This window comes from Streptomyces sp. NPDC107471 (assembly GCF_055582845.1).
The window spans coordinates 473,948-493,654 of the sequence record NZ_JBVJPC010000008.1 but is presented as its reverse complement, the minus strand read 5'-3'; the positions used below and the strand labels follow the sequence as shown (position 1 = coordinate 493,654).

Sequence of the window (19,707 nt, the reverse complement as noted above, 5' to 3'; positions counted from 1 at the left end):
CGCGACGGGGGACGGATGCGGCTCTGCTTCCGGGACGCGGCCAGGTACTGACCCCAGGCGGATCCGGCATGTACGAGTCCCTGGTGCCCCGGCGCGGGTGCCGTGCCCTCGGTCCGCCCCTCGGCAGGACATCGCGCCGATTCCCTGACATCCCGAACGCATGCTCTCGGCACGCTCGGGTACGCGAGCAGGACCGCGCCCCGGGCGATCATGCCCACGGGCGGGCCGCACGACCGCCGCTACCAGGGGATCTGCCATGGACACACCCGCACACGACCACAACGCCACACCGGCTCAGCGGGCGCTGGACGCGCTGACGCAGAACACCGAGGACGCGACGGCGCTGGACACGCTCGCGACCAGTGACGTGCTCATTCCGGTGCCCGACGACGCCGCGGACGAGGACACGACCGTGGCACTGCCCGTGCTGGAGCAGCAGGACGGCGCTCCTGTGGTGCCCGTGTTCACCTCCGAGACGGAGATGGCCGAGCTGCTTCCGTTCGTCTCCCGCTACCGCCTGGTGCCGCTGGGCGCGCTCGCCGCGCAGTGGCCGGACGGCGACCTCTCGCTCTCCATCGACGCCAGCTCCACGCACCCGCTGACGCTCACGTCCGAGGGCGTGCGCACGCTGCTCGCGCGACCGCAGGGCTGAGCCGGACGCCGGGCTCACAGGGTGGGGCCCGGCCACCACGTGCGACGGAGGGGGAGCGGCCGGGCCCGCGAAGGGGTGCGGCCGGCTCCCGCTGCCGCACCATGGGTTCTCGCGCGGGTGAACGAGGATGAGCGGCGCCGACCCTGCTCATCCCCGGCGCGCCGTGCGATCGCCGTTTTCCGACCATAGGACCGATTCGACAGGCCGTCGCTCCGGAATGCGTGGCGCGTGTCCGCAAAACGCGGCGGATCGGCGGTCGCGACGGCTCACACGGCGCGCAGTGTCTGCGAGGGGGACTCCCCGAAGCGCTCCCGGTAGCGCCGCGCGAACCGGCCCAGATGGACGAACCCCCACGCGTGGGCCACGTCCGTCACCGTCGTCGTTCCGGGCGCCGCCGCCCGTAGCTGCCGGTGGACGCGCTGGAGCCGCACCTCCTGGACGTACGCCATGGGTGACATGCCCACATGCCTGCGGAAAGCTTCCTGCAGAGTGCGCAGACTGACCTGGGCGATGGCCGCGAGCCGGTTCGCGTCGTACGGCTCGGCGGGCAGCTCCTGCACGGCGTCCATGACCCGCTTCACCGACGCCGGGCGCATCGGCGGGGGAGGGGCGTCCAGCGCGGCACGGAACGTGTGGTCGGTGGCCAGCAGCATTCCCTCCAGCAGGGTCTGTTCCAGACGGCCACGGATCATCGGATGGCTCAGCAGCCCGAGCGGCACGTCCCGCTCGCGCAGGTTCCACAGGGCGAGGCGCATCCAGCTCAGGCCCGGTCCCCGCGAGACGTCCATGTACGGCGCGAAGCGCGGCGGGCGCCGCACGGACCGGCCCAGCAGGACCTCCAGTTGCCGCAGCACCGCCGCCTTGTCGATCTTCACGGTGAGTGCCTGGCAGTCGGCGGACCAGGCGTCGATGTGGATGTCCTGGGCCGGGTCGAAGACCACCGCCCGCCGCTCGGTCGCGAACTCCACGTCCCCGTGCCCCTCCTGGACGCTGAAGCAGCCGCCGAAGGGCACGGCGACGTGGTACACGCCGGGTTCGCCGAAGCTCATGCGCATCTCGGTGCCGAAGCGGATGTCTCCGACGACGAGCGAGCCCAGGTCGACGACGCTGAGGGCGGTCGCGAACTCGGCGGTCCGGCCCGTGACTTCGAGACGCAGGTCGTAGTAGTGGGCCGCGATCGCGTCGTGCGCCTCCTCCAGCGAGGTCGTCGCGTAGCTGTTGAACTCGGCGACCCGCTCCTCTTCCCCGGCCAAGGCGCCTCATCCCCCTCCCCGTTCGGCGTCTGCTGTTCAGCATGACCCGCGGACGGCCGGTCATGCCCGGCCAGGGAGGACACGGCTTTCACAGCGTGTTCGGGGGTGAGGACGGGGGCGGGTGGGCCTGCGCGGGGCGCGGGCGGACGGCCCGCCGCCGGTTGCGCCCTAGCGGTCGAGCATCCTCGCCAGCACCTCGCGCTGGAGCGGCAGTACCTCGGAGTGCAGGTCACGGCCCTTGCGGGTGAGGGACACCCACACACCGCGCCGGTCCTCCACGCACACGGACCGCTCCACGAGGCCCTCCTTCTCCAGGCGGCCGATCAGACGGGACAGTGCGCTCTGGCTCAGATGCACCCGCCCGACGAGGTTCTGCACCCGGCACTGGTCGCCCTCCCGGGGCGACTCGGTGGCGAGGATGTCGAGCACCTCGAAATCGCTCGCGCCCAGCCCGTGCGGGTGCAGCACGCGGTCGATCTCGCACATCGTGCGCGCGTGCACCGACAGGATGTCCCGCCACCGCTCCTCGAGGCCGGTCTCGACCGTGTTCACCGCCATACATGCACGGTAACACCGTTCCGGCCAGTTGTTGCCTGCGCAACTAGTGCGCGTGCAAGGAAAAGTCAGGCCTGGGGGTCCTGGGTGATCCCCACGAGGTTGCCGTCGGCGTCCTTGACGAAGGCGATCAGCTTGCCGCCGCCGACGTCCTGGACGTCCTGGAGCGTCTCCGCCCCGGCCGCTACCAGTGCCGCGAGCGTGGCGCGGATGTCGTCGACGTGCCAGTACGGCACCGGGCCGGTCATGCCCCTGGCGTGTCCGTTCGGGTCGAGGCCGACGTCCTGCCCCGCGTCCTTGAAGCCGACGTAGTACGGCTCGTCGGCGTACGGCTCCACGCCCAGCAGCGCGCCGAACAGGGCCTTCGCCGCGGCCAGGTCCTTGACGGGGTAGATGATCGTCTTGAGTCCGGCAGTCATGGTGTGCTCCTCCGTGTGATGTCCCCGACGGTCCGCGTCGGTGGTTTCACGCTAGGCCGGGGCACGGGAGGGACGCTTCTCCGATCCTGACCGGTCGGTGGATGCGGGGGCAGTGGAGCGGTTGCGCCTCGCCGTCGACGGATCACTGAGCTGCGCGCGAGTCCACCGGTGCGGGTCCGTGCCTGGTGGTGCGTGCGGCCGAATCGTCGTGGACCCGGTTCGCCCGGCAGCGTGAACGGGCCGGTGACGGGGGTTGTGGCTGGCTGTCCGCGCACCGCGCTCTCACAACGTGGCGCAGGCGGCACATGTCCGCAGATGGCGTCGGCTGTCCGCGCCGATGCGCGTGCCCACGTGCCGCCGGCCCGTCCTCGGGGGCCGACTCGCCGCCGCACCGGCCCTGCCTGAAAAGTTGCCGGTCACGGCGACGGGCACGGGTCAAGTCCACCCCCGCCCCCGCAACAAGCCCACCGCAGCGCACCGAATCGCCACCCAGCCGGCTCACGCCGACAGCGACCGACCCGCTCCGAACCCTCCGCTCACGTCGACTCCCGTCGCACCAGCTCCGTCGGCAGGATCACCGCTGCCGGGTTCTCGCCGCCCAGTTGTGCCAGGAGCAGTCGGACCATCTCGGCGCTGATGCGGTCGTAGGGCTGGCGGATGGTGGTGAGGGGCGGGGTGGCCTCCGTCGCCGCGATGGAGTCGTCGAAGCCGCCCACGGCCACGTCCTCGGGGATCCGGCGGCCCGCCCGGCGCAGGGCGGTCAGGGCCCCGAGGGCCATGAGGTCGGAGGCGACGAACACGGCGTCCAGGTCGGGGGCCTGGGCCAGCAGCCGTTCGGTGCCGGCCTCCCCGGCGGTCCGGCTGTAGTCGCCGGACACGACGAGCCGCTCGTCGATCTCGACACCCACCTCCGTGAGGACCTCCTTGTAGCCGGCGAGGCGGTCGACCCCGCCGGGGGAGTCCAGCGGGCCGGTCACGATGCCGATCCGGCGCCGGCCGAGGGACAGCAGGTGGCGCACCATGTCACGGGCGCCGTCGCGGTCGTCCGCGGCCACGTAACTCACCTTCGAGCCGGACCGCATGGGCTTGCCGCACTGGACGACGGGCACGCCCGCCTTGTGCAGTTCCTCGGCCACCGGGTCGGCGGAGTGGCTGGTCACCAGCAGGACGCCGTCGAGGTGGCCCGCCGTGATGAACCGCTTGATCCGGCGCCGCTCGTCCTCGGTCCCCGCCAGCATCAGCAGCAGCGGGATGTCGTGGGCGGCCAGCGCCTGGGTGCAGCCGCGCAGCAGCACGTTGAAGTTGGGGTCCTCGAAGAACCGCTCCTGGGGCTCCGTGAGCAGGAATCCGACCGAGTCGGAGCGGCCGGTGATCAGCGAACGGGCGTGCCGGTTGACGACGTACCCCGTCTTGCGGATGGCGGCGTTGACCGCCTCCAGCGCGGGCGGGCTGACGTAGTGTCCGCCGTTGAGCACGCGCGAGACCGTGCCTCGCGAGACCCCGGCCTCGCGGGCCACGTCGTGGATCGTCGGCGGTCTGCGCCGGCCCCCCGCATTGTTCATGGTCAAGACTCTAAGGCCCTGGGGGGCGGGAGAGGGCGCCCGTACGGCGGCACGGCACCGAGGGGATGCGGGCGGACTGGGATCGTGCACAGGAAAGGTGCACAGTCAGACCCTTGGCAAGGGGCGCCTTGGTGCGGTTATCTTGGGCCGCACGGTTCTGGAATCGTGTGTGCACGTTCCCATACCACTCGAAACGGGAGAGACCATGCCGGAGACCACCCCCAGGGGCCTCACCAGGCTCGCCTTCGGCGGGGACTACAACCCGGAGCAGTGGCCCGAGAGCGTCTGGGACGAGGACGTACGGCTGATGCGCGAGGCCGGGGTCACCATGGTGAGCGTCGGGATCTTCTCCTGGGCGCTCCTGGAGCCGGAACCCGGCGTGTACGACTTCGGCTGGCTGGACCGGGTCCTGGACCTGCTCCACGAGAACGGCGTCCGCGTCGACCTCGGCACGCCCACGGTCGTCCCGCCCGCCTGGTTCTACCGCGCCCACCCCGACGCACTGCCCCTGACGGCCGACGGCGCCCGGCTCGCGTTCGGCTCCCGCGGCGCCATCTGCCACAGCAACAGCGCCTACCGCGCGGCCGCCGCGAACATCACCACCCGGCTCGCCGAGCGCTACGCCGACCACCCGGCCCTCGCGATGTGGCACGTGCACAACGAGTACGGCGTCCCCGTCTCCGCCTGCTACTGCGACTCCTGCGCCGCCCACTTCCGTCGCTGGCTCGAGACGACGTACGGCGGTGTCGACGGCGTCAACGCGGCCTGGGGAACCGCCTTCTGGGGCCAGCACTACACGAGCCTGGAGCAGATCGACCCGCCGCGCACCGCGGCCACCGTCGGCAACCCCGGCCAGGCGCTGGACTACAAGCGGTTCGCCGACGCCACCATGCGAGAGAACTTCGTGGCCGAGCGGGACATCCTGCACCGGCTCAGCCCGGGCGTCCCGGTCACCACCAACTTCATGACCGCGCTCAGCCAGTGCGACTCCGTCGACTACTGGGCCTGGGGCCGCGAGGTCGACATCGTCACCAACGACCACTACCTCATCACCGACGGCCGCCGCACCCACGTCAACCTCGCGATGGCCGCCGACCTCACCCGCTCGGTCGCGGGCGGCGCCCCCTGGATCCTGCTGGAGCACTCCACCTCGGGCGTCAACTGGCAGCCCCGCAACCCCGCCAAGGCCCCCGGCCAGATGGCCCGCAACTCCCTCGCGCACGTGGCCCGCGGCTCCGAGGGCGCCATGTTCTTCCAGTGGCGCCAGTCCCGGCGCGGCGCCGAGAAGTTCCACTCGGCGATGGTCCCGCACGGCGGCACCGACACGCGCGTGTGGCGCGAGGTCGTCGAACTGGGCGCCGGTCTCGACTCGTTGAGCACGATCCGTGGCACCCGCACCCAGGCGGACGTGGCGGTGCTGTGGGACTGGCACTCCTGGTGGGCCCAGAACCTGGACTGGCGCCCCAGCGCGGACCACGACGCGCGCGAGCGCGCCGACGCCTTCTACGAGGCCCTCTACGACCGCCACCTCACGGTCGACTTCGCCCACCCGGAAGCCGACTTGTCGGCTTATCCCCTTGTCGTCGTCCCCGCCCTGTACCTCATGACGGAGGCCGCCGGGAACAACCTGCGGGAGTACGTCGAGAACGGCGGCACCCTCGTCGTGTCGTACTTCTCCGGCATCGTCGACGAGCACGACGCCGTCCACGCGGGCGCCTATCCGGGCGCGCTCAGGGACGTCCTGGGCCTGACCGTCGAGGAGTTTTCGCCGCTGCTGCCGGACCGGTCGGTCCGTATCACCGGCCCCGACGGCTCCGAGCTCACCGGGGACGTGTGGACCGAGTTCGTGGTGCCGCGGGGTGCCGACACCGTGTGGACGTACGCCGACGGCCTGGCCGCCGGTCACCCGGCCGTCACCCGGCACCGGCACGGCGCGGGCACCGCCTGGTACGTCTCCACGCGCCTGGCCGCCCAGGGGCTCGACGCGCTGCTCGGCTGGGCCGCCGAGGACGCCCGGCTCCCCTCGCGCGCGGACCTCCCTCACGACGTCGAGGTGGTCCGGCGCAACGGAGAGGCCGGTTCCTACGTCTTCGTGGTCAACCACACCGCGTCGGAGGCCAAGGTGCCCCTGGACGCGGCCGGCACCGAACTGCTGACCGGTGAACGTGCCGCGGGCCGCCTCGCCGTCCCGGCGGGTGCCGTCCGGGTCGTACGGCTCGACGGCTGAACGACGGCCGAACCGACGGCTGAACGACGGCCGAACCGACTCCCCTCCGCCCGCGCGACCACGAGCCGCGGGCGGAGGGGGACCCATCTCCCCGGCCGCCCCGACACCGCCTCCCCGGCCTCCCACCAGCCATGTCCCGAGCGACCGCCGTCCCCGCCGCCGCTCCCGCCGAACGGCCCGCCGGCGCGGAGGAGTTCGATCTCGGACAAGCTCGGCGACTCGGGGACAGGGCGGCTTCGACTGCGGGACAGTGGACAGACGCAGAGGGAGGGGCGGAGGGGACGAGATGCTGAGGACTCCGGCCAACCAGAGGCGCCTGGACATCCTGGAGTGGCTGAAGGACCCGGCCGCGCACTTCCCGTCGCAGCGGCGCGGCGATCCCGCCCAGGACGGAGTCACCGCCGACGCGGTCGCGGGCAAACTGGGCGTGCCCCGCTCGGTCGCGGAGACCCACCTCGGCCTCCTCGTGGACATCGGCCTGCTGCGCACCAGGAGGATCCGGTGGCGCACGTACTACCGTCGCGACGAGATGCGCATCGCCGAGGTGGCGCGCATGTTCGAGAAGGGCTGGTAGCGATCCCCGCCGGAAGGACAGGCACGTGACGGACCGCCCCACCGCACTGACGCCCCGTCACTACGTCGCGATCGGCGGCCACGGTCCCGAGGACGTCGTCGCCGACGCCCGCGGCCGGGTGCTCACCGGAGTGGCGGACGGCCGCATCCTGCGCGTCGACGGACTGGCGGAACCCCTCGCCGCCCGGGTCGAGGTGCTCGCCGAGACCGGCGGCAGGCCGCTCGGCCTCGAACTCCTCCCGGACGGCGCCCTGTTGGTGTGCGACGCGGAACGCGGCCTGCTGGGCGTCGACCTCGCCGACGGCACCGTGCGGGTCATCGCCGACGAGGTGGCGGGGGAGCGGCTGCGGTTCACCAGCAACGTCGTCGCGCTGTCCGACGGCAGCGTGTACTTCACCGTCTCCAGTCGCCGTTACCTCCTCGACCACTGGATCGGCGACATCGTCGAACACACCGGCACCGGCCGCCTGCTGCGCCTGGCACCCGGCGACGACACCCCCGAAGTCCTGCTGGAGGGGCTTCAGTTCGCCAACGGACTGGCCGCGAGCGGCGACGAGTCCTTCCTGGTCGTCGCCGAGACCGGGGCCCGCCGGCTCACCCGCTACTGGCTCGACGGACCGCAGGCCGGACGCGCCGAACCCCACGCCGAGAACCTCCCCGGCATGCCCGACAACATCTGGCGCGGCGGACCCGACGGCCCGATCTGGGTCTCCCTCGCCGGACCGCGCATCCCGCCGCTCGACCTGCTGCACCGCGCCGCCCCGCGCGTCCGCCGCGCCGCCGCCCGCATCGCCGTACGCGCCCCCTACCGCCCCACGGGCGGCATCGGCGTGCTCGCCGTCGACGACACGGGCGAGGTCGTCCACCACCTTGCCCGCCACGGGTCCCGCTTCCGCATGGTCACCAGCGTCTGCGAGGCCGCGGGCCACCTGGTCCTCGGCAGCCTCTGGGAGCCCGGCATCGCGCTCTGCGAGCCGCCCGCCGCGAAGTGACCCGGCGGCACCCCGGCGTTACCCTGGTGCTCGGTCGCGATCACCCTCGCGGCACGGCGGTGGGGCCCGCCGTACCCGAACCGCGGCGAAGGCGCCGCCAACGGTCCCTACTTGCGATGGAGCGCGCCCGTGCACCCGGGCCCCGGCGAGTAGGAGAGACACGACCATGACAGCCCCCCAGAGCGTGCGCGCCCCCGCCCGCCCCGCGCGCCCCTCCCCGTGGCGCGGTCAGGGCCCCGTGGTCGCGGTGGTCGCGCTCGGCGGCGCGCTCGGTGCGACGGCCCGGTACGCGCTCGCCCTGCACTGGCCCACCCCGCCCGGCGGATTCCCCTGGGCGACCTTCTGGACCAACGTCATCGGCTGTGCCGTCATCGGCGTGTTCATGGTTGTCATCACCGACGTGTGGGCCGCCCACCGCCTGGTTCGGCCCTTCTTCGGCACCGGTGTCCTCGGCGGCTTCACCACCTTCTCGACCTACGCCGTCGACATCCAAAAGCTGGTCGACCACGGCCGGCCGGCCACGGGCCTGGGCTATCTCGCCGCGACCCTGCTCGCCGCGCTCGCCGCGGTGTGGCCGGCGTCCGCGGCCACCCGCCGTGTCCTGAAGTGGAGGCAGCCATGACGAGGCTGACCGGCAACGCCCTGCGCCTGACCGTCTACATCGGTGAGAACGACACCTGGCACCACAAGCCCCTCTACACCGAGATCGTGCACCGCGCCCACGCCGCGGGGCTCGCCGGGGCCAGCGTCTTCCGCGGCATCGAGGGCTTCGGCGCCTCCTCCCTGATCCACACCTCCCGACTGCTGTCCCTCAGCGAGGACCTGCCGGTGGCCGTCGTGGTCGTGGACACCGAGACCCGGGTGCGGGATTTCCTGCCGCAGCTCGACGAACTCGTCACCGAGGGCCTGGTGACCCTCGACGAGTGCGAGGTCATCCGGTATGTCGGCCGTGACGACAACCAGGACATAGCGGGCATGAAGGGTAAGAAGTCGTTGTGAACTGGTTGCTGGTCGTCCTGGGTGCCGTGGTCGGCGCCCCGCTGCGCTACCTCACCGACCGCGCGGTGCAGTCCCGGCACGACTCGGTCTTCCCCTGGGGCACCTTCGCCGTCAACGTCACGGGCTGTCTGATCCTCGGCCTGCTCACCGGCGCCGCAGCCGCGGGAGCGGCCGGATCCCACCTTCAGCTGCTCCTGGGCACCGGCCTGTGCGGGGCCCTGACGACGTACTCGACCTTCTCCTACGAGACCCTCCGGCTCGCCGAGACCGGAGCGCGCCTCTACGCCGTGGCCAACGTGGCCGCGAGCGTGGTGGCCGGGCTCGGGGCGGCCTTCGCGGGGGTGGCGCTGGCGCAGGCGGTGTGGGCGTAGGTCCCGGCCTTTGTCCGCGTGTAGTAAGACTGTGCCCGCCGCACCCGGCTTCCCCTGAGAAGAACTGGATCCCATGAGCGTCATCAGCGTCGGTCAGGCCGTCGTCCTCGGAGCCGTCGAGGGAGTGACCGAGTTCCTTCCCGTCTCCTCCACCGGCCATCTGAAGATCGTCGAGGGGCTGATGGACATCCCCGTCGACGACGACGCCGTCGTCGGGTTCTCGGCCGTCATCCAGGTCGGTGCGATCGCCGCCGTGCTCGTGTACTTCTTCAAGGACATCGTGCGGATCGTCTCGGCGTGGGGGAGGGGGCTCGTCAACAAGGAGGAGCGTTACCACCACGACTACAAGTTCGCCTGGTGGGTGATCGCCGCGACCGTCCCGATCGTCGTGGTGGGCCTCGCCGCCAAGCCGCTCATCGAGGGGCCGCTCGCGTCCCTGTGGGTGGTCGCGGGCTCCCTGATCGTCGGCAGCGGTGTCATGTGGGCGGCGGACCAGATGGGGCGCCACAAGCGCGGCGAGGACGACACGTCGTTCAAGGACGCCATGCTGGTCGGCAGCTCGCAGATTCTCGCCCTGCTCTTCCCCGGCTTCTCCCGCTCCGGCGCCACCATGTCCACGGCCCTGATGCTGGACCTCGACCGGGTGGCCGCCACCCGCCTCTCCTTCTTCCTCGGCATCCCGGCCCTCACCGGCGCCGGCATCTACGAGCTCAAGGACGCCCTGGGCGCGGGCGTGGGCGCGGCCCCGCTCGCCGTCGGCACGGCCGTCTCCTTCGTCGTGGCCTACGCCTCCATCGCCTGGCTCCTGAAGTTCGTCGCCAAGCACTCCTTCAACGCCTTCGTGATCTACCGGATCGTCGTGGGCCTGCTGCTCTTCGGCCTCCTGACCACGGGCACCCTCTCAAGCTGAACCACGAGCGTCTCCGCCGCCCTGCGCCCTTCCACGCAGGCGGCGCCGGCTGCGTCCCCGCGCCCACGGTCACGGGGGTGGAGACGGCTCCCGCGCGTTGCGCCCCCTGCACGGGGGCGGTTGCGATGCCTGGCCTACTGCCACGGGGGTGCGAGGGTGGCCCCCCCGCGCCCTGTGGATCGCTACGGCGGCGAGGTGACTCATGCGTCCGATGGACCGCCACGGCCGCGAGGTGGCTCCTGTGCCTCGCCCCCCGCCGTGGCGGGCGAGGCCGCTCCCGCGCGTTGCGTGCCTCCGCGCGGGGGCGGTTGCGACGCCTGGCCTACTGCCAGGGGGTGCGAGTTGACTGCCGTGCCCTATGGACCGCTACGGCGGCGAGGCAATTGCTGCACCTAGCCCCCTCCACGGCGGGCGAGGCGACTCCCGCACGTTGCGCCTCGCCATGTGGCCGGGGGCACGTCGCGCCTGACTGTTACCGGGGCGCGAGCGGCTCTCGCGTCCTGGACTGCTACGGCGGCGAGGTGGCTGCTGCACGTGGCCCACTGCCACGCGAAACCGGGGGCGGGCGCCTACGTCTCGCCCACAGTCACGGGGGTGTGAGCGGCTCCCGCGCCTTAGGGACTGCCACGGGGGCGCACCTCGCCCCCTTCGCGTGGGGCGGCTGCCACGCCTCGCACCGCCGCCATGGGGATGCGAGCTGCTTGCCGCGCTCTGTGGACTGCGACGGCCGCGAGTCGGATCCTGCACCCCGCCCACTGCCGCAGGGTGCGAGGCCGCTCCCGCACCTCGCACGCCTCCACGAGCTCCGCGCACCCTCACCCGGAGCGGAGGCGGGCTCCCGCGTCGGGCGCACCGCCGCCAGGACGCGAAGCGGCCCCCCGGCCCCGTATCCCCAGGACCTCGCCTTGACAGCGCCCTCCCGCCACACGGAATATCTCTCCTGTGAACCTGTCAGACAGCCGGACAGCCAGTCAGCCGCCGCGGAGGGTCAGTGCCATGGAGGCGGTGCTGGCGTATCTGCGTGGTGCCATCGAGAGCGGGGAGTACGCCGTCGGCGACAAGCTCCCCTCCGAGGCGGAGCTCTGCCGCACGCTGGAGATCAGCCGGCCCGTGCTGCGCGAGGCCCTCAGGGCCCTGCAGACCATGGGGCTGACCGTCTCCAAGACCGGCAAGGGCACCTTCGTCGTGGCCAACGCGGTGGAGGACCCCACCTTCGGCGACTACGCGGCCAGCGACCTCCTGGAGGTGCGCCGCCACGTCGAGATCCCGGTCGCCGGGTACGCGGCCCGGCGCCGTACCCCGGAGAACCTCGACCACCTGGCCCACCTCCTGGACCGGATGGAACGCGAGACCGACACCACGGCGTGGGTCGCGATGGACACCCTCCTCCACCTCGCCGTGGCCGAGGCCGCCCAGAACCCGGTCTTCCGCCGGGTCATCGAGGAGATCCGGGACGCACTGGCGCGTCAGTCGGCCTTCCTCAACGAACTGGGCGGCCGCCGGGAGCAGTCCAACCGCGAGCACCGCGCGATCGTCGAGGCGCTGATCGACGGTTCCGAGCACGACGCGGTGGAGGCCATGTCCCACCACCTCGACCGCGTCGAGACCACCCTCACCGACATCGTGCGTTCCCCGCGCGCGGACAGTTCCACGGAAGCCGACGGCGGCGCCGGCCGGTACCCCGTCCGGCCCAGGGTGTCCCGCACCTCCACCGAGAACGAACCGACCGGCGCGTGACACCCCGCGCGCCTTCCGAGTCCCGACCGACCGGCACGCACGCGTGATCCGCGTGACGCCGCCGGAGAAGCAGGAAGTGATGTACAGCAGTTCCGTCGCGGCCGCACCCCTGGTACGTGAACCCCTCCACACCCCCGTCGCCCACCTCATCCGCGGTGGGCTGATCGAGGGCACCCACTACGGTTCCGTCGTCGTCCTCGACGCCGACGGGGACGTCCGCCTCCAACTCGGCGACATCGAGGCCGCGTTCTACCCGCGGTCCGCGCTCAAGCCGGTCCAGGCCGTCGCCATGGTCCGGGCCGGGCTCCCCCTCGACGGCGAACTCCTCTCGCTCGCCGCGGCCAGCCACTCCGGTGAGGAACGCCACCTCGCCGGGGCCCGGCGGATCCTGGAGCTGGCGGGCGTCTGCGAGGACGCCCTGCGCAACGTCCCCGACATGCCGTACGGCCCGGCCGTCCGGGACACCTGGATACGGGACGGGCGCGGACCCTCCCGGCTCGCCCAGAACTGCTCCGGCAAGCACGCGGCGATGCTCTACACCTGCGTGCTCAACGACTGGCCGCTGGAGGGCTACCTCGACCCCGCGCATCCGCTCCAGCAGGCGATCGCCGAGATCGTCGAGGACCTCACCGGGCAGCGGATCGCGCGCGTGACCGTCGACGGCTGCGGTGCGCCCCTGTTCTCGGTCTCCCTGCACGGCCTCGCCCGGGCCGCCGCTCGGATCACCTCGGCGGTCCCCGGTACCCCGGAGGCCCGGGTCGCCGACGCGATGCGAGCGCATGCGGAGATGGCGTCCGGAGCGGGGCGGGACGTGGCCGAGCTGATGAAGGCCGTGCCGGGGCTGCTCGCCAAGGACGGCTTCGAGGGCGTGCAGGTCGCCGCGCTGCCCGACGGGCGGGCCGTGGCCGTGAAGATCTCGGACGGGGCGGACCGGGCACGGGTGCCCGTCGCCGCGGCGGCGCTTGCCCGTGCCGGGGTCTCGCCGGACCTGCTGACCCGGTTCCAGGGCGAGGCGCTTCTGGGCGGCGGCCGCGAGGTCGGGCAGGTGCGGCCGGCTCGTTCGCTGGAGCCCGTCGTCGAGGCGGCCTGCGCCTGAGAGTCCGCCTCTGCCTCTGACTCGGCGGCCGCGGTTCGTATGCGGCTGGTCGCGCGGTTCCCCGCGCCCCTGAAAACAACGCACCTGCACCCTCCTCGGAGGAAGGACCCATGCCCTCATGACCGCCGCCGTCAGTCGCCGTGAACACGATCTGCTGGGTGACCGGGACGTCCCCGTCGACGCCTACTGGGGTGTGCACACCCTGCGGGCCACGGAGAACTTCCCGATCACCGGCACCCCGATCTCCGCCTACCCCCACCTCGTCGACGCGCTCGCCGCCGTCAAGGAGGCCGCCGCGCTCGCCAACGAGGAGCTCGGGCTGCTGGAGGCGAGGAAGGCGGCCGCGATCGTCGAGGCGTGCCGGGAGATCCGGGACGGGAAGCTGCACGACCAGTTCGTGGTCGACGTGATCCAGGGCGGGGCCGGCACCTCCACCAACATGAACGCCAACGAGGTCATCGCCAACCGGGCGTTGGAGCTGCTGGGGCACGAGAAGGGGCAGTACTCGTTCCTGCACCCCAACGAGGACGTCAACCTGGGGCAGTCGACCAACGACGTCTACCCGACCGCGGTGAAGATCGCGACCGTCTTCGCCGTGCGGGGACTGCTCAAGGCGATGGCCGTACTCCAGGACTCCTTCGCCCGCAAGGCGGTCGAGTTCCGTGACGTGCTCAAGATGGGCCGCACGCAGTTGCAGGACGCGGTGCCGATGACGCTGGGCCAGGAGTTCTCCGCGTACGCCGTCATGGTCGACGAGGATCGCCACCGTCTCGACGAGGCCGTCCAGTTGATCCAGGAGATCAATCTCGGGGCCACCGCCATCGGGACCGGACTCAACGCCCCCGCCGGGTACGCGGAGTCCGCGCGCCGTCATCTCTCCGCCATCACCGGGCTGCCGCTGGTCACCGCCGCCAACCTGGTCGAAGCCACCCAGGACTGCGGGGCGTTCGTCCAGATGTCCGGCGTGCTGAAGCGGATCGCCGTCAAGCTCAGCAAGAGCTGCAACGACCTGCGGCTGCTGTCGTCGGGCCCGCGGGCCGGGCTCGGGGAGATCAACCTGCCGCCCGTGCAGGCCGGTTCGTCGATCATGCCCGGGAAGGTCAACCCGGTGATCCCCGAGGTCGTCAACCAGGTCGCCTTCGAGGTGATCGGCAACGACGTCACCATCACCATGGCCGCCGAGGCCGGACAGCTCCAGCTCAACGCCTTCGAACCGGTCATCCTGCACTCCCTGTCGGAGTCCGTCACCCACCTGCGCGCTGCCTGTCTGACCCTGGCCGAGCGCTGCGTGGACGGCATCACCGCCAACACCGAGGCGCTGCGCCGAAGCGTCGAGAACTCCATCGGTCTGGTCACCGCCCTCAACCCGCACATCGGCTACACGGCCGCCACCGACATCGCCAAGGAAGCCCTCGCCAGCGGTCGTGGGGTGGCCGAACTCGTCCTGGAGAAGGGCCTGTTGCCCGCCGGGACCCTCAGCGAACTCCTCCGTCCCGAAGTCCTCGCGGGCAGCGGCTCACCCAGCGGCTCACCCCTGGCCTGACGGCCCCACCCGGCACGACACGCGGCAGGACCGGCCCGGAGGCACAATGGTGATCATGGCAACGATGTCGTCGCTCACCTTCCAGCCGGTCCTGGAGCGCATCGCCGAGGAGATCGGACGCACCCCGGGCCGCGGCCGCACCGCCGACTACATCCCGGCGCTCGCCGCCCGCGACCCGCGCAGCTTCGGCATGGCCGTCGCGGAGCTGGACGGCACGGTGTACGGCGTCGGTGACTGGCGCGAGCCGTTCTCCGCGCAGTCCATCACCAAGGTCTTCACCCTCGCCCTCGTCCTGGCCCGCGAGGGCGACGAACTCTGGGAGCACGTGGGCCGCGAGCCCTCCGGCAACCCCTTCAACTCGCTGGTGCAGCTCGAGTACGAGAACGGCATCCCGCGCAACCCGTTCATCAACGCGGGCGCCCTCGTCGTCACCGACCGCCTCCAGACCCGTACCGGGGACGCGGCGGGCGAACTGCTGTCGTTCCTGCGCGCCGAGAGCGGCAACCCGGGCCTGGACCTCGACGAGGAGGTGGCCGCCTCCGAGGCCGCCCACGGCGACCGCAACGCCGCCCTGGCCCACTTCATGGCCGCGTACGGCAACATCGACAACGACATCCCGGTCCTGCTCGACCAGTACTTCCGCCAGTGCTCGGTCCGGGCGTCCTGCGCCGACCTGGCCCTCGCCACCGGTTTCCTGGCCCGCCACGGCGTCCGCGCCGACGACACCCGCCTGCTCACCCGCAGCCAGGCCAAGCAGGTCAACGCGATCATGCTGACCTGCGGCACCTACGACGCGGCCGGCGACTTCGCCTACCGGGTGGGGCTGCCCGGCAAGAGCGGGGTGGGCGGCGGGATCATCGCGGTCGTACCGGGCCGCTGCACGCTGTGCGTGTGGAGTCCGGGCCTGGACGAGCGCGGCAACTCGGTGGCGGGGGTGGCGGCGCTGGACAGGTTCACCACGCTCACGGGCCTCTCCGTGTTCTGAGACCGGGCGCGCGTGCGACCACGCACCGGTCACGACGCGGTCGCCACCGCGTCGCCTTCCGGCCATCCACGACTGCCACGCTGCCCAGGTGCCGGTCAACGTTCCCGTCGATCTCCGCCGCTGCCAGGTCCTCGGTCTGGTCGGCACCGCCTTCCTCGCCGCGGGTGGTGAGACCGCGGGCGCCCTCCCGGTCCGCCAACTCCTCACCCCCGCCTCGCCCCAGGCGGCACTGGGCCTGGTCGGCGCCTACTTCGGTGTCGTCCTGCTGATCGCGGCCTGGCTCCTCCTCGGCCGCCTGGTCCGCGGCCCGGAGCACCGGCCCGGTCCGCGCGAGCTCATGACCGTCCTCGTCGTGTGGTCGCTCCCGCTGCTGCTCGCCCCGCCCCTGTTCAGCCGGGACGTCTACAGCTACCTCGCCCAGGGCGCCATGGCCGACGCCCACATGGACGTCTACACCCACGGACCCGCCCTGCTCGGCGGTCCGCTCGCCGCCGAGGTCGCCCCCATGTGGCGCGACACGGCCGCCCCGTACGGCCCGGTGTTCCTCGGCGTGGCCTCCGCGCTGGCCAAGGCGTCGCGCGGTGAACTCCCCGCCGGACTCCTCGGGATGCGGCTCGTCGCCCTGCTCGGCGTGGCCCTGATGGCGGCCGTGCTGCCCCGGCTGGCCCGCCACAGCGGCGCCGACCCGGCCGCGGCGCTGTGGCTCGGGGCCCTCAACCCGCTCGTGCTGCTCCACCTGGTCGCGGGCGCCCACAACGACGCGGTCATGCTCGGTCTGCTCGGCCTCGGCCTGGTCGCCGCCCTCGGCCGGTGGCCGGTCCTGGGCGTCGTGCTCGTGACGCTCGCCGCCCTCGTCAAGGTGCCCGCCGTCCTGGGCATCGCCGCGATCGTCGTGCTGCGCGTGCGGGCCGGCGACCGGCCGGCGCGAGCCGCCCTGACGGCCGTCGCCACGGCCGCCGCGACCACCGTCGCCGCGACAGCCGTCACGGGCACCGGCTACGGCTGGATCGGCGCCCTCAACACCCCTGTGTCGTCCGGGAACTGGGCCCTCACCAGCCTCCTCGGCAGCGCCACCGAGGCCCTGCTGGAGCGCCTCGGCAGCGACCTGGCCCCGCTGGCCGTCCCGGTCTGGCACGCGCTCGGCGTGGTGACCGCCGTCGCCGTCATCGGCCACATATGGCTGCGCCTGCGCCCGCGCCCGGTGTACGCCCTCGGCCTGAGCCTGGCCGTCGTCGCCGCCCTGGGCCCGGCGATCCGGCCCTGGTACGCCCTGTGGGGACTGTTCCTCATAGCGGCCGCCGCGCCCAGCGCTTCCGTACGGCACCGGGTGGCCGCCGTGACGGGCGTGCTCGCGCTCGCCACCCTCCCGAGCGGCGGCCCGGCCGACGCCGGGCAACTCGTCCTCGCCGTCTCCGGGGGCGTGCTCGCCCTGGTCGTGCTCGTCCAGGCGCACCAGACGGTCCGGGCCGCGGTGACGGGCCGTACGGCATGAGGGCGCCGGACACGGACCGCGGCCGGCTGCTGGCGGCCCTCGCCGCCGTCACCGCGGTCACCGTCTTCACGGCGACCGTTCCGCTCCTGCGCGACTGGTTCGACCTGCGCGTCTACCACGGAGCCGTCGACTCCTGGGTCCACCACGGCGGCCGGCTCTACGACTACCGGGTGCCGGGGACGGCGTACGGCTTCACCTACCCGCCGTTCGCGGCCGTCGCCATGCTGCCGATGGCCCTGCTCGGCCTGCGCGCCGCGATCGCGGTGGGCCTGGTGCTGAACCTGGCGGCGCTGGCCGTCGTCGTGCGCCTGCTCACCGGCCGGACCTGGCGGCGGTACGGCTGGTACGGCTGCGTCCTGGGGGCGTGCGGGCTCGCGCTGTTCGAGCCGCTGCGCGACACCTTCAGCTTCGGCCAGGTCAACCTCCTGCTGCTGGCCCTCGTCCTGGCCGACGCGTGGCTGCTCGCCACGGGCCGGGAGCGCTGGGCCGGTGCCGGGATCGGGCTGGCCGCGGCGGTGAAGCTCACGCCGGCCCTCTTCGTCGGCCTGCTCCTGGTCGCCCGGCGTGGGCGCGCCGCGGCGGTCGCCACGGTGGTGGCCCTCGCGGCGACGGGGTTCGCTGCCGTCGTGGCGCCGGACGCCTCCCGCTTCTACTGGACCGACGCGATGTGGGACACGGCCAGGGTGGGCAGGCTGGACTATGTCTCCAACCAGTCGTTGCAGGGTGTGCTGGCTCGGCTCGGGGAGACGGACCGCGCGGTGTGGGCGGTGGCCGTGCTGCTGACCCTGGGCGTGTGGGCCCTACGGGCGCGGCGGGCCGTGGCGGTGGGGGACTGGGCCGCCGCGTTCGCGCTGACCGGCCTGACCGCCTGCCTGGTCAGCCCGATCACCTGGGTGCACCACCTGGTGTGGCTGCTGCCGTCCTTCGCCGTCCTCGTGCGCGCAGGGCACCCGCGGATCGCGGGCGCCCTGTACGCCGTGCTGTGCACCAGCGTGGTCTGGCTGTGGTTCGACGACGCGTCCGGCGTCGACGGCTTCCTCGGCGGCAACACGTACACGTGGATCACGCTCGGGCTGCTGCTGTGGCTGCCGGTCGGTCAGTCGCGCGACGCCCGCCCGAACCGGGCCCGCAGCGCCAACGCCATCGAGCCCGCGCCGAGTCCGGCGGCGCCCAGGACGGCCCAGGTCGCCAGCCAGCCCGGCCCTTCGTCCTCCGGTGACACCGCCGCCGCCGCTGCCGCGACCGGCACGGCCTCGGGCCCCGGCCGAGGCTTCGCCCGGAGCGCGTCCAGCGAGCCCACCGGCGCCACCCGCCCGACCGCGCCGAACCCCCAGTCGAGCAGCGCGCGCGCCTCCTCGTAGACCGCGAAGCCGCCGCCCGACTGAGGGTTCATCACCGTCACGACGAGCGTCCGGTCGCCCCGGTGGGCGGCGGCGACGAGGGTGTTGCCCGCGTGGCTCGTGTAGCCGTTCTTGATCCCGATCAGCCCGTAGTAGGGCTCCACCCCGTCGGCGCCGGTCAGCAGCCGGTTGGTGTTGCGGATGCCGTACCGCCAGCCGCCCCGGCCGGGGAAGGTCGCCTCGGCCGTGCCGCAGTACCGTGCGAAGTCGGCGTTGCGCAGCCCCGCCCGGCCGAACACCGCGAGGTCGTACGCCGAGGAGACCTGGCCCGGGGTGTCGTACCCGTCGGGGGAGCGCACATGGGTGTCCAGGGCGCCCAAGGCGCGCGCCTTGGCCTGCATCCGGGTGGCCGTCGTGCGCCAGCCGCCGCTGAGCCCGGCCAGGACATGCACGGCGTCGTTGCCGGAGTTGAGGAAGACCCCGCGCCACAGGTCGGCCACCTGGTAGGTCCGGCCCTCGGCGACGCCGACGAGACTGCTGCCGGGGCCGATGTCCGCGAGTTCGCTCTCGGCGACCGTGTGCCGGAGCCCGCCGGGCAGCACCGGCAGGACGGTCAGGGCGAACAGGGTCTTGAGCGTGCTGGCGGGCGGCAGACGGCGGTGGGCGTCGTGCGCCGCGAGGACCTCCCCGCTGTCGGCGTCGGCCACCACCCACGACAGCGCGGAGAGGGCCGGGACCGGGGGGACGCCCCGGTGGGGTCTGACCTGGACGCCGGCGCGGTACAGCAGGGCGGGCGACGCGGCGGCGGCCGGTGGCGCGCCGGGGTCGGAGCCCGTGTGCGCGGCCGCCGGCGCGGGCGCGGACACCAGCAGTCCCGTCACGCACAGGGCGCAGGCCGAGACGGCAACGCGGGAGGGAAATCCGATAGTCATACCGCAAAGCTAGGAACGGACCGGCCGTGGACCGCACTGCCCGGGCCGTGCGGGGCGTCGGAGCACCCG

At 72.8% G+C, this 19,707-nt stretch carries 18 protein-coding genes and 1 pseudogene; 14 read left to right on the top strand and 5 right to left on the bottom strand.

The features are described from left to right. The first annotated feature begins 256 nt into the window (after positions 1 to 256). On the top strand, positions 257 to 652 hold the full coding sequence (locus tag ACZ66S_RS28090) for an SseB family protein (RefSeq protein ID WP_469904317.1): 396 nt from the start codon (positions 257 to 259) through the stop codon (positions 650 to 652). Positions 653 to 918: 266 nt separating this feature from the next. Here the strand turns inward: ACZ66S_RS28090 and ACZ66S_RS28085 are convergent, their stop codons facing one another. The 4 genes from ACZ66S_RS28085 to ACZ66S_RS28070 all read right to left on the bottom strand — a co-directional run bounded on the left by ACZ66S_RS28085 (position 919) and on the right by ACZ66S_RS28070 (position 4,447). Next, on the bottom strand, positions 919 to 1,905 hold the full coding sequence (locus ACZ66S_RS28085) for an AraC family transcriptional regulator (RefSeq protein ID WP_469904316.1): 987 nt from the start codon (positions 1,903 to 1,905) through the stop codon (positions 919 to 921). Positions 1,906 to 2,073: 168 nt separating this feature from the next. Then, positions 2,074 to 2,463 (bottom strand): MarR family winged helix-turn-helix transcriptional regulator, encoded by a 390-nt coding sequence (locus tag ACZ66S_RS28080; RefSeq protein ID WP_469904315.1) that lies wholly within the window; start codon positions 2,461 to 2,463, stop codon positions 2,074 to 2,076. Between the two features lie 65 nt (positions 2,464 to 2,528). Continuing rightward, on the bottom strand, positions 2,529 to 2,879 hold the full coding sequence (locus tag ACZ66S_RS28075; protein WP_020138451.1) for a VOC family protein: 351 nt from the start codon (positions 2,877 to 2,879) through the stop codon (positions 2,529 to 2,531). A 536-nt stretch (positions 2,880 to 3,415) separates the two neighbouring features. Then, positions 3,416 to 4,447 (bottom strand): LacI family DNA-binding transcriptional regulator, encoded by a 1,032-nt coding sequence (locus ACZ66S_RS28070; protein WP_469904314.1) that lies wholly within the window; start codon positions 4,445 to 4,447, stop codon positions 3,416 to 3,418. Between the two features lie 199 nt (positions 4,448 to 4,646). On the opposite strand from ACZ66S_RS28070, the gene ACZ66S_RS28065 reads away from it, so the two are divergent. From ACZ66S_RS28065 to ACZ66S_RS28005, 13 genes are all read left to right on the top strand, one after another. Continuing rightward, entirely contained in the window at positions 4,647 to 6,668 is a 2,022-nt protein-coding gene (locus ACZ66S_RS28065; RefSeq protein ID WP_469904313.1) for a beta-galactosidase, read from the top strand. A gap of 286 nt (positions 6,669 to 6,954) precedes the next feature. Continuing rightward, positions 6,955 to 7,242 (top strand): ArsR/SmtB family transcription factor, encoded by a 288-nt coding sequence (locus ACZ66S_RS28060; protein WP_469904312.1) that lies wholly within the window; start codon positions 6,955 to 6,957, stop codon positions 7,240 to 7,242. 25 nt (positions 7,243 to 7,267) lie between these two features. Then, entirely contained in the window at positions 7,268 to 8,233 is a 966-nt protein-coding gene (locus ACZ66S_RS28055) for an SMP-30/gluconolactonase/LRE family protein (protein ID WP_469904311.1), read from the top strand. 166 nt (positions 8,234 to 8,399) lie between these two features. After that, a complete protein-coding gene (crcB, locus tag ACZ66S_RS28050; RefSeq protein ID WP_469904310.1) occupies positions 8,400 to 8,855 on the top strand; it encodes a fluoride efflux transporter CrcB in 456 nt (151 codons plus the stop codon). After that, entirely contained in the window at positions 8,852 to 9,232 is a 381-nt protein-coding gene (locus ACZ66S_RS28045; protein ID WP_469904309.1) for a DUF190 domain-containing protein, read from the top strand. The genes crcB (ACZ66S_RS28050) and ACZ66S_RS28045 overlap by 4 nt, the downstream gene beginning before the upstream one ends. Then, complete coding sequence (gene crcB / locus ACZ66S_RS28040; protein WP_469904308.1) at positions 9,229 to 9,603, top strand: fluoride efflux transporter CrcB; 375 nt, start codon at positions 9,229 to 9,231, stop codon at positions 9,601 to 9,603. The genes ACZ66S_RS28045 and crcB (ACZ66S_RS28040) overlap by 4 nt, the downstream gene beginning before the upstream one ends. 73 nt (positions 9,604 to 9,676) lie before the next feature. Then, positions 9,677 to 10,513 carry an undecaprenyl-diphosphate phosphatase gene (locus tag ACZ66S_RS28035; protein ID WP_469904307.1) on the top strand — a complete coding sequence of 279 codons (837 nt, stop codon included), beginning with the start codon at positions 9,677 to 9,679 and terminating at the stop codon, positions 10,511 to 10,513. A 942-nt stretch (positions 10,514 to 11,455) separates the two neighbouring features. Further along, positions 11,456 to 12,250: a FadR/GntR family transcriptional regulator gene (locus tag ACZ66S_RS28030; RefSeq protein ID WP_469904306.1), complete on the top strand. Its 795-nt coding sequence runs from the start codon at positions 11,456 to 11,458 to the stop codon at positions 12,248 to 12,250. 79 nt (positions 12,251 to 12,329) lie between these two features. Beyond that, positions 12,330 to 13,346 carry an asparaginase gene (locus tag ACZ66S_RS28025; RefSeq protein ID WP_469904305.1) on the top strand — a complete coding sequence of 339 codons (1,017 nt, stop codon included), beginning with the start codon at positions 12,330 to 12,332 and terminating at the stop codon, positions 13,344 to 13,346. Positions 13,347 to 13,464: 118 nt separating this feature from the next. Beyond that, a complete protein-coding gene (aspA, locus tag ACZ66S_RS28020) occupies positions 13,465 to 14,889 on the top strand; it encodes an aspartate ammonia-lyase (protein ID WP_469904304.1) in 1,425 nt (474 codons plus the stop codon). 46 nt (positions 14,890 to 14,935) lie between these two features. Beyond that, positions 14,936 to 15,874 carry a glutaminase gene (locus ACZ66S_RS28015; RefSeq protein ID WP_469904303.1) on the top strand — a complete coding sequence of 313 codons (939 nt, stop codon included), beginning with the start codon at positions 14,936 to 14,938 and terminating at the stop codon, positions 15,872 to 15,874. A gap of 88 nt (positions 15,875 to 15,962) precedes the next feature. Continuing rightward, the gene (gene mptB, locus ACZ66S_RS28010) at positions 15,963 to 17,366 is read left to right on the top strand and encodes a polyprenol phosphomannose-dependent alpha 1,6 mannosyltransferase MptB (protein WP_469904302.1); all 1,404 of its coding nucleotides are present in this window, start codon (positions 15,963 to 15,965) and stop codon (positions 17,364 to 17,366) included. Continuing rightward, positions 17,363 to 18,727, top strand: a complete 1,365-nt coding sequence (locus ACZ66S_RS28005; protein WP_469904301.1) for a glycosyltransferase 87 family protein — start codon at positions 17,363 to 17,365, stop codon at positions 18,725 to 18,727. The genes mptB and ACZ66S_RS28005 overlap by 4 nt, the downstream gene beginning before the upstream one ends. 83 nt (positions 18,728 to 18,810) lie before the next feature. Here the strand turns inward: ACZ66S_RS28005 and ACZ66S_RS28000 are convergent. Next, a pseudogene (locus ACZ66S_RS28000) lies at positions 18,811 to 19,638 on the bottom strand (D-alanyl-D-alanine carboxypeptidase family protein); the annotation flags it as partial. Positions 19,639 to 19,707: the final 69 nt, after the last annotated feature.

Bases quoted from the DNA above. Each gene is read 5' to 3' on its own strand.
- ACZ66S_RS28060 (WP_469904312.1), top strand. From the start codon at position 6,955: ATGCTGAGGACTCCGGCCAACCAGAGGCGCCTGGACATCCTGGAGTGG.
- ACZ66S_RS28065 (WP_469904313.1), top strand. From the start codon at position 4,647: ATGCCGGAGACCACCCCCAGGGGCCTCACCAGGCTCGCCTTCGGCGGG.
- ACZ66S_RS28035 (WP_469904307.1), top strand. From the start codon at position 9,677: ATGAGCGTCATCAGCGTCGGTCAGGCCGTCGTCCTCGGAGCCGTCGAG.
- ACZ66S_RS28080 (WP_469904315.1), bottom strand. From the start codon at position 2,463: ATGGCGGTGAACACGGTCGAGACCGGCCTCGAGGAGCGGTGGCGGGAC.
- ACZ66S_RS28015 (WP_469904303.1), top strand. From the start codon at position 14,936: ATGGTGATCATGGCAACGATGTCGTCGCTCACCTTCCAGCCGGTCCTG.
- ACZ66S_RS28025 (WP_469904305.1), top strand. From the start codon at position 12,330: ATGTACAGCAGTTCCGTCGCGGCCGCACCCCTGGTACGTGAACCCCTC.
- ACZ66S_RS28090 (WP_469904317.1), top strand. From the start codon at position 257: ATGGACACACCCGCACACGACCACAACGCCACACCGGCTCAGCGGGCG.
- crcB (WP_469904310.1), top strand. From the start codon at position 8,400: ATGACAGCCCCCCAGAGCGTGCGCGCCCCCGCCCGCCCCGCGCGCCCC.
- ACZ66S_RS28045 (WP_469904309.1), top strand. From the start codon at position 8,852: ATGACGAGGCTGACCGGCAACGCCCTGCGCCTGACCGTCTACATCGGT.
- aspA (WP_469904304.1), top strand. From the start codon at position 13,465: ATGACCGCCGCCGTCAGTCGCCGTGAACACGATCTGCTGGGTGACCGG.
- ACZ66S_RS28075 (WP_020138451.1), bottom strand. From the start codon at position 2,879: ATGACTGCCGGACTCAAGACGATCATCTACCCCGTCAAGGACCTGGCC.
- ACZ66S_RS28005 (WP_469904301.1), top strand. From the start codon at position 17,363: ATGAGGGCGCCGGACACGGACCGCGGCCGGCTGCTGGCGGCCCTCGCC.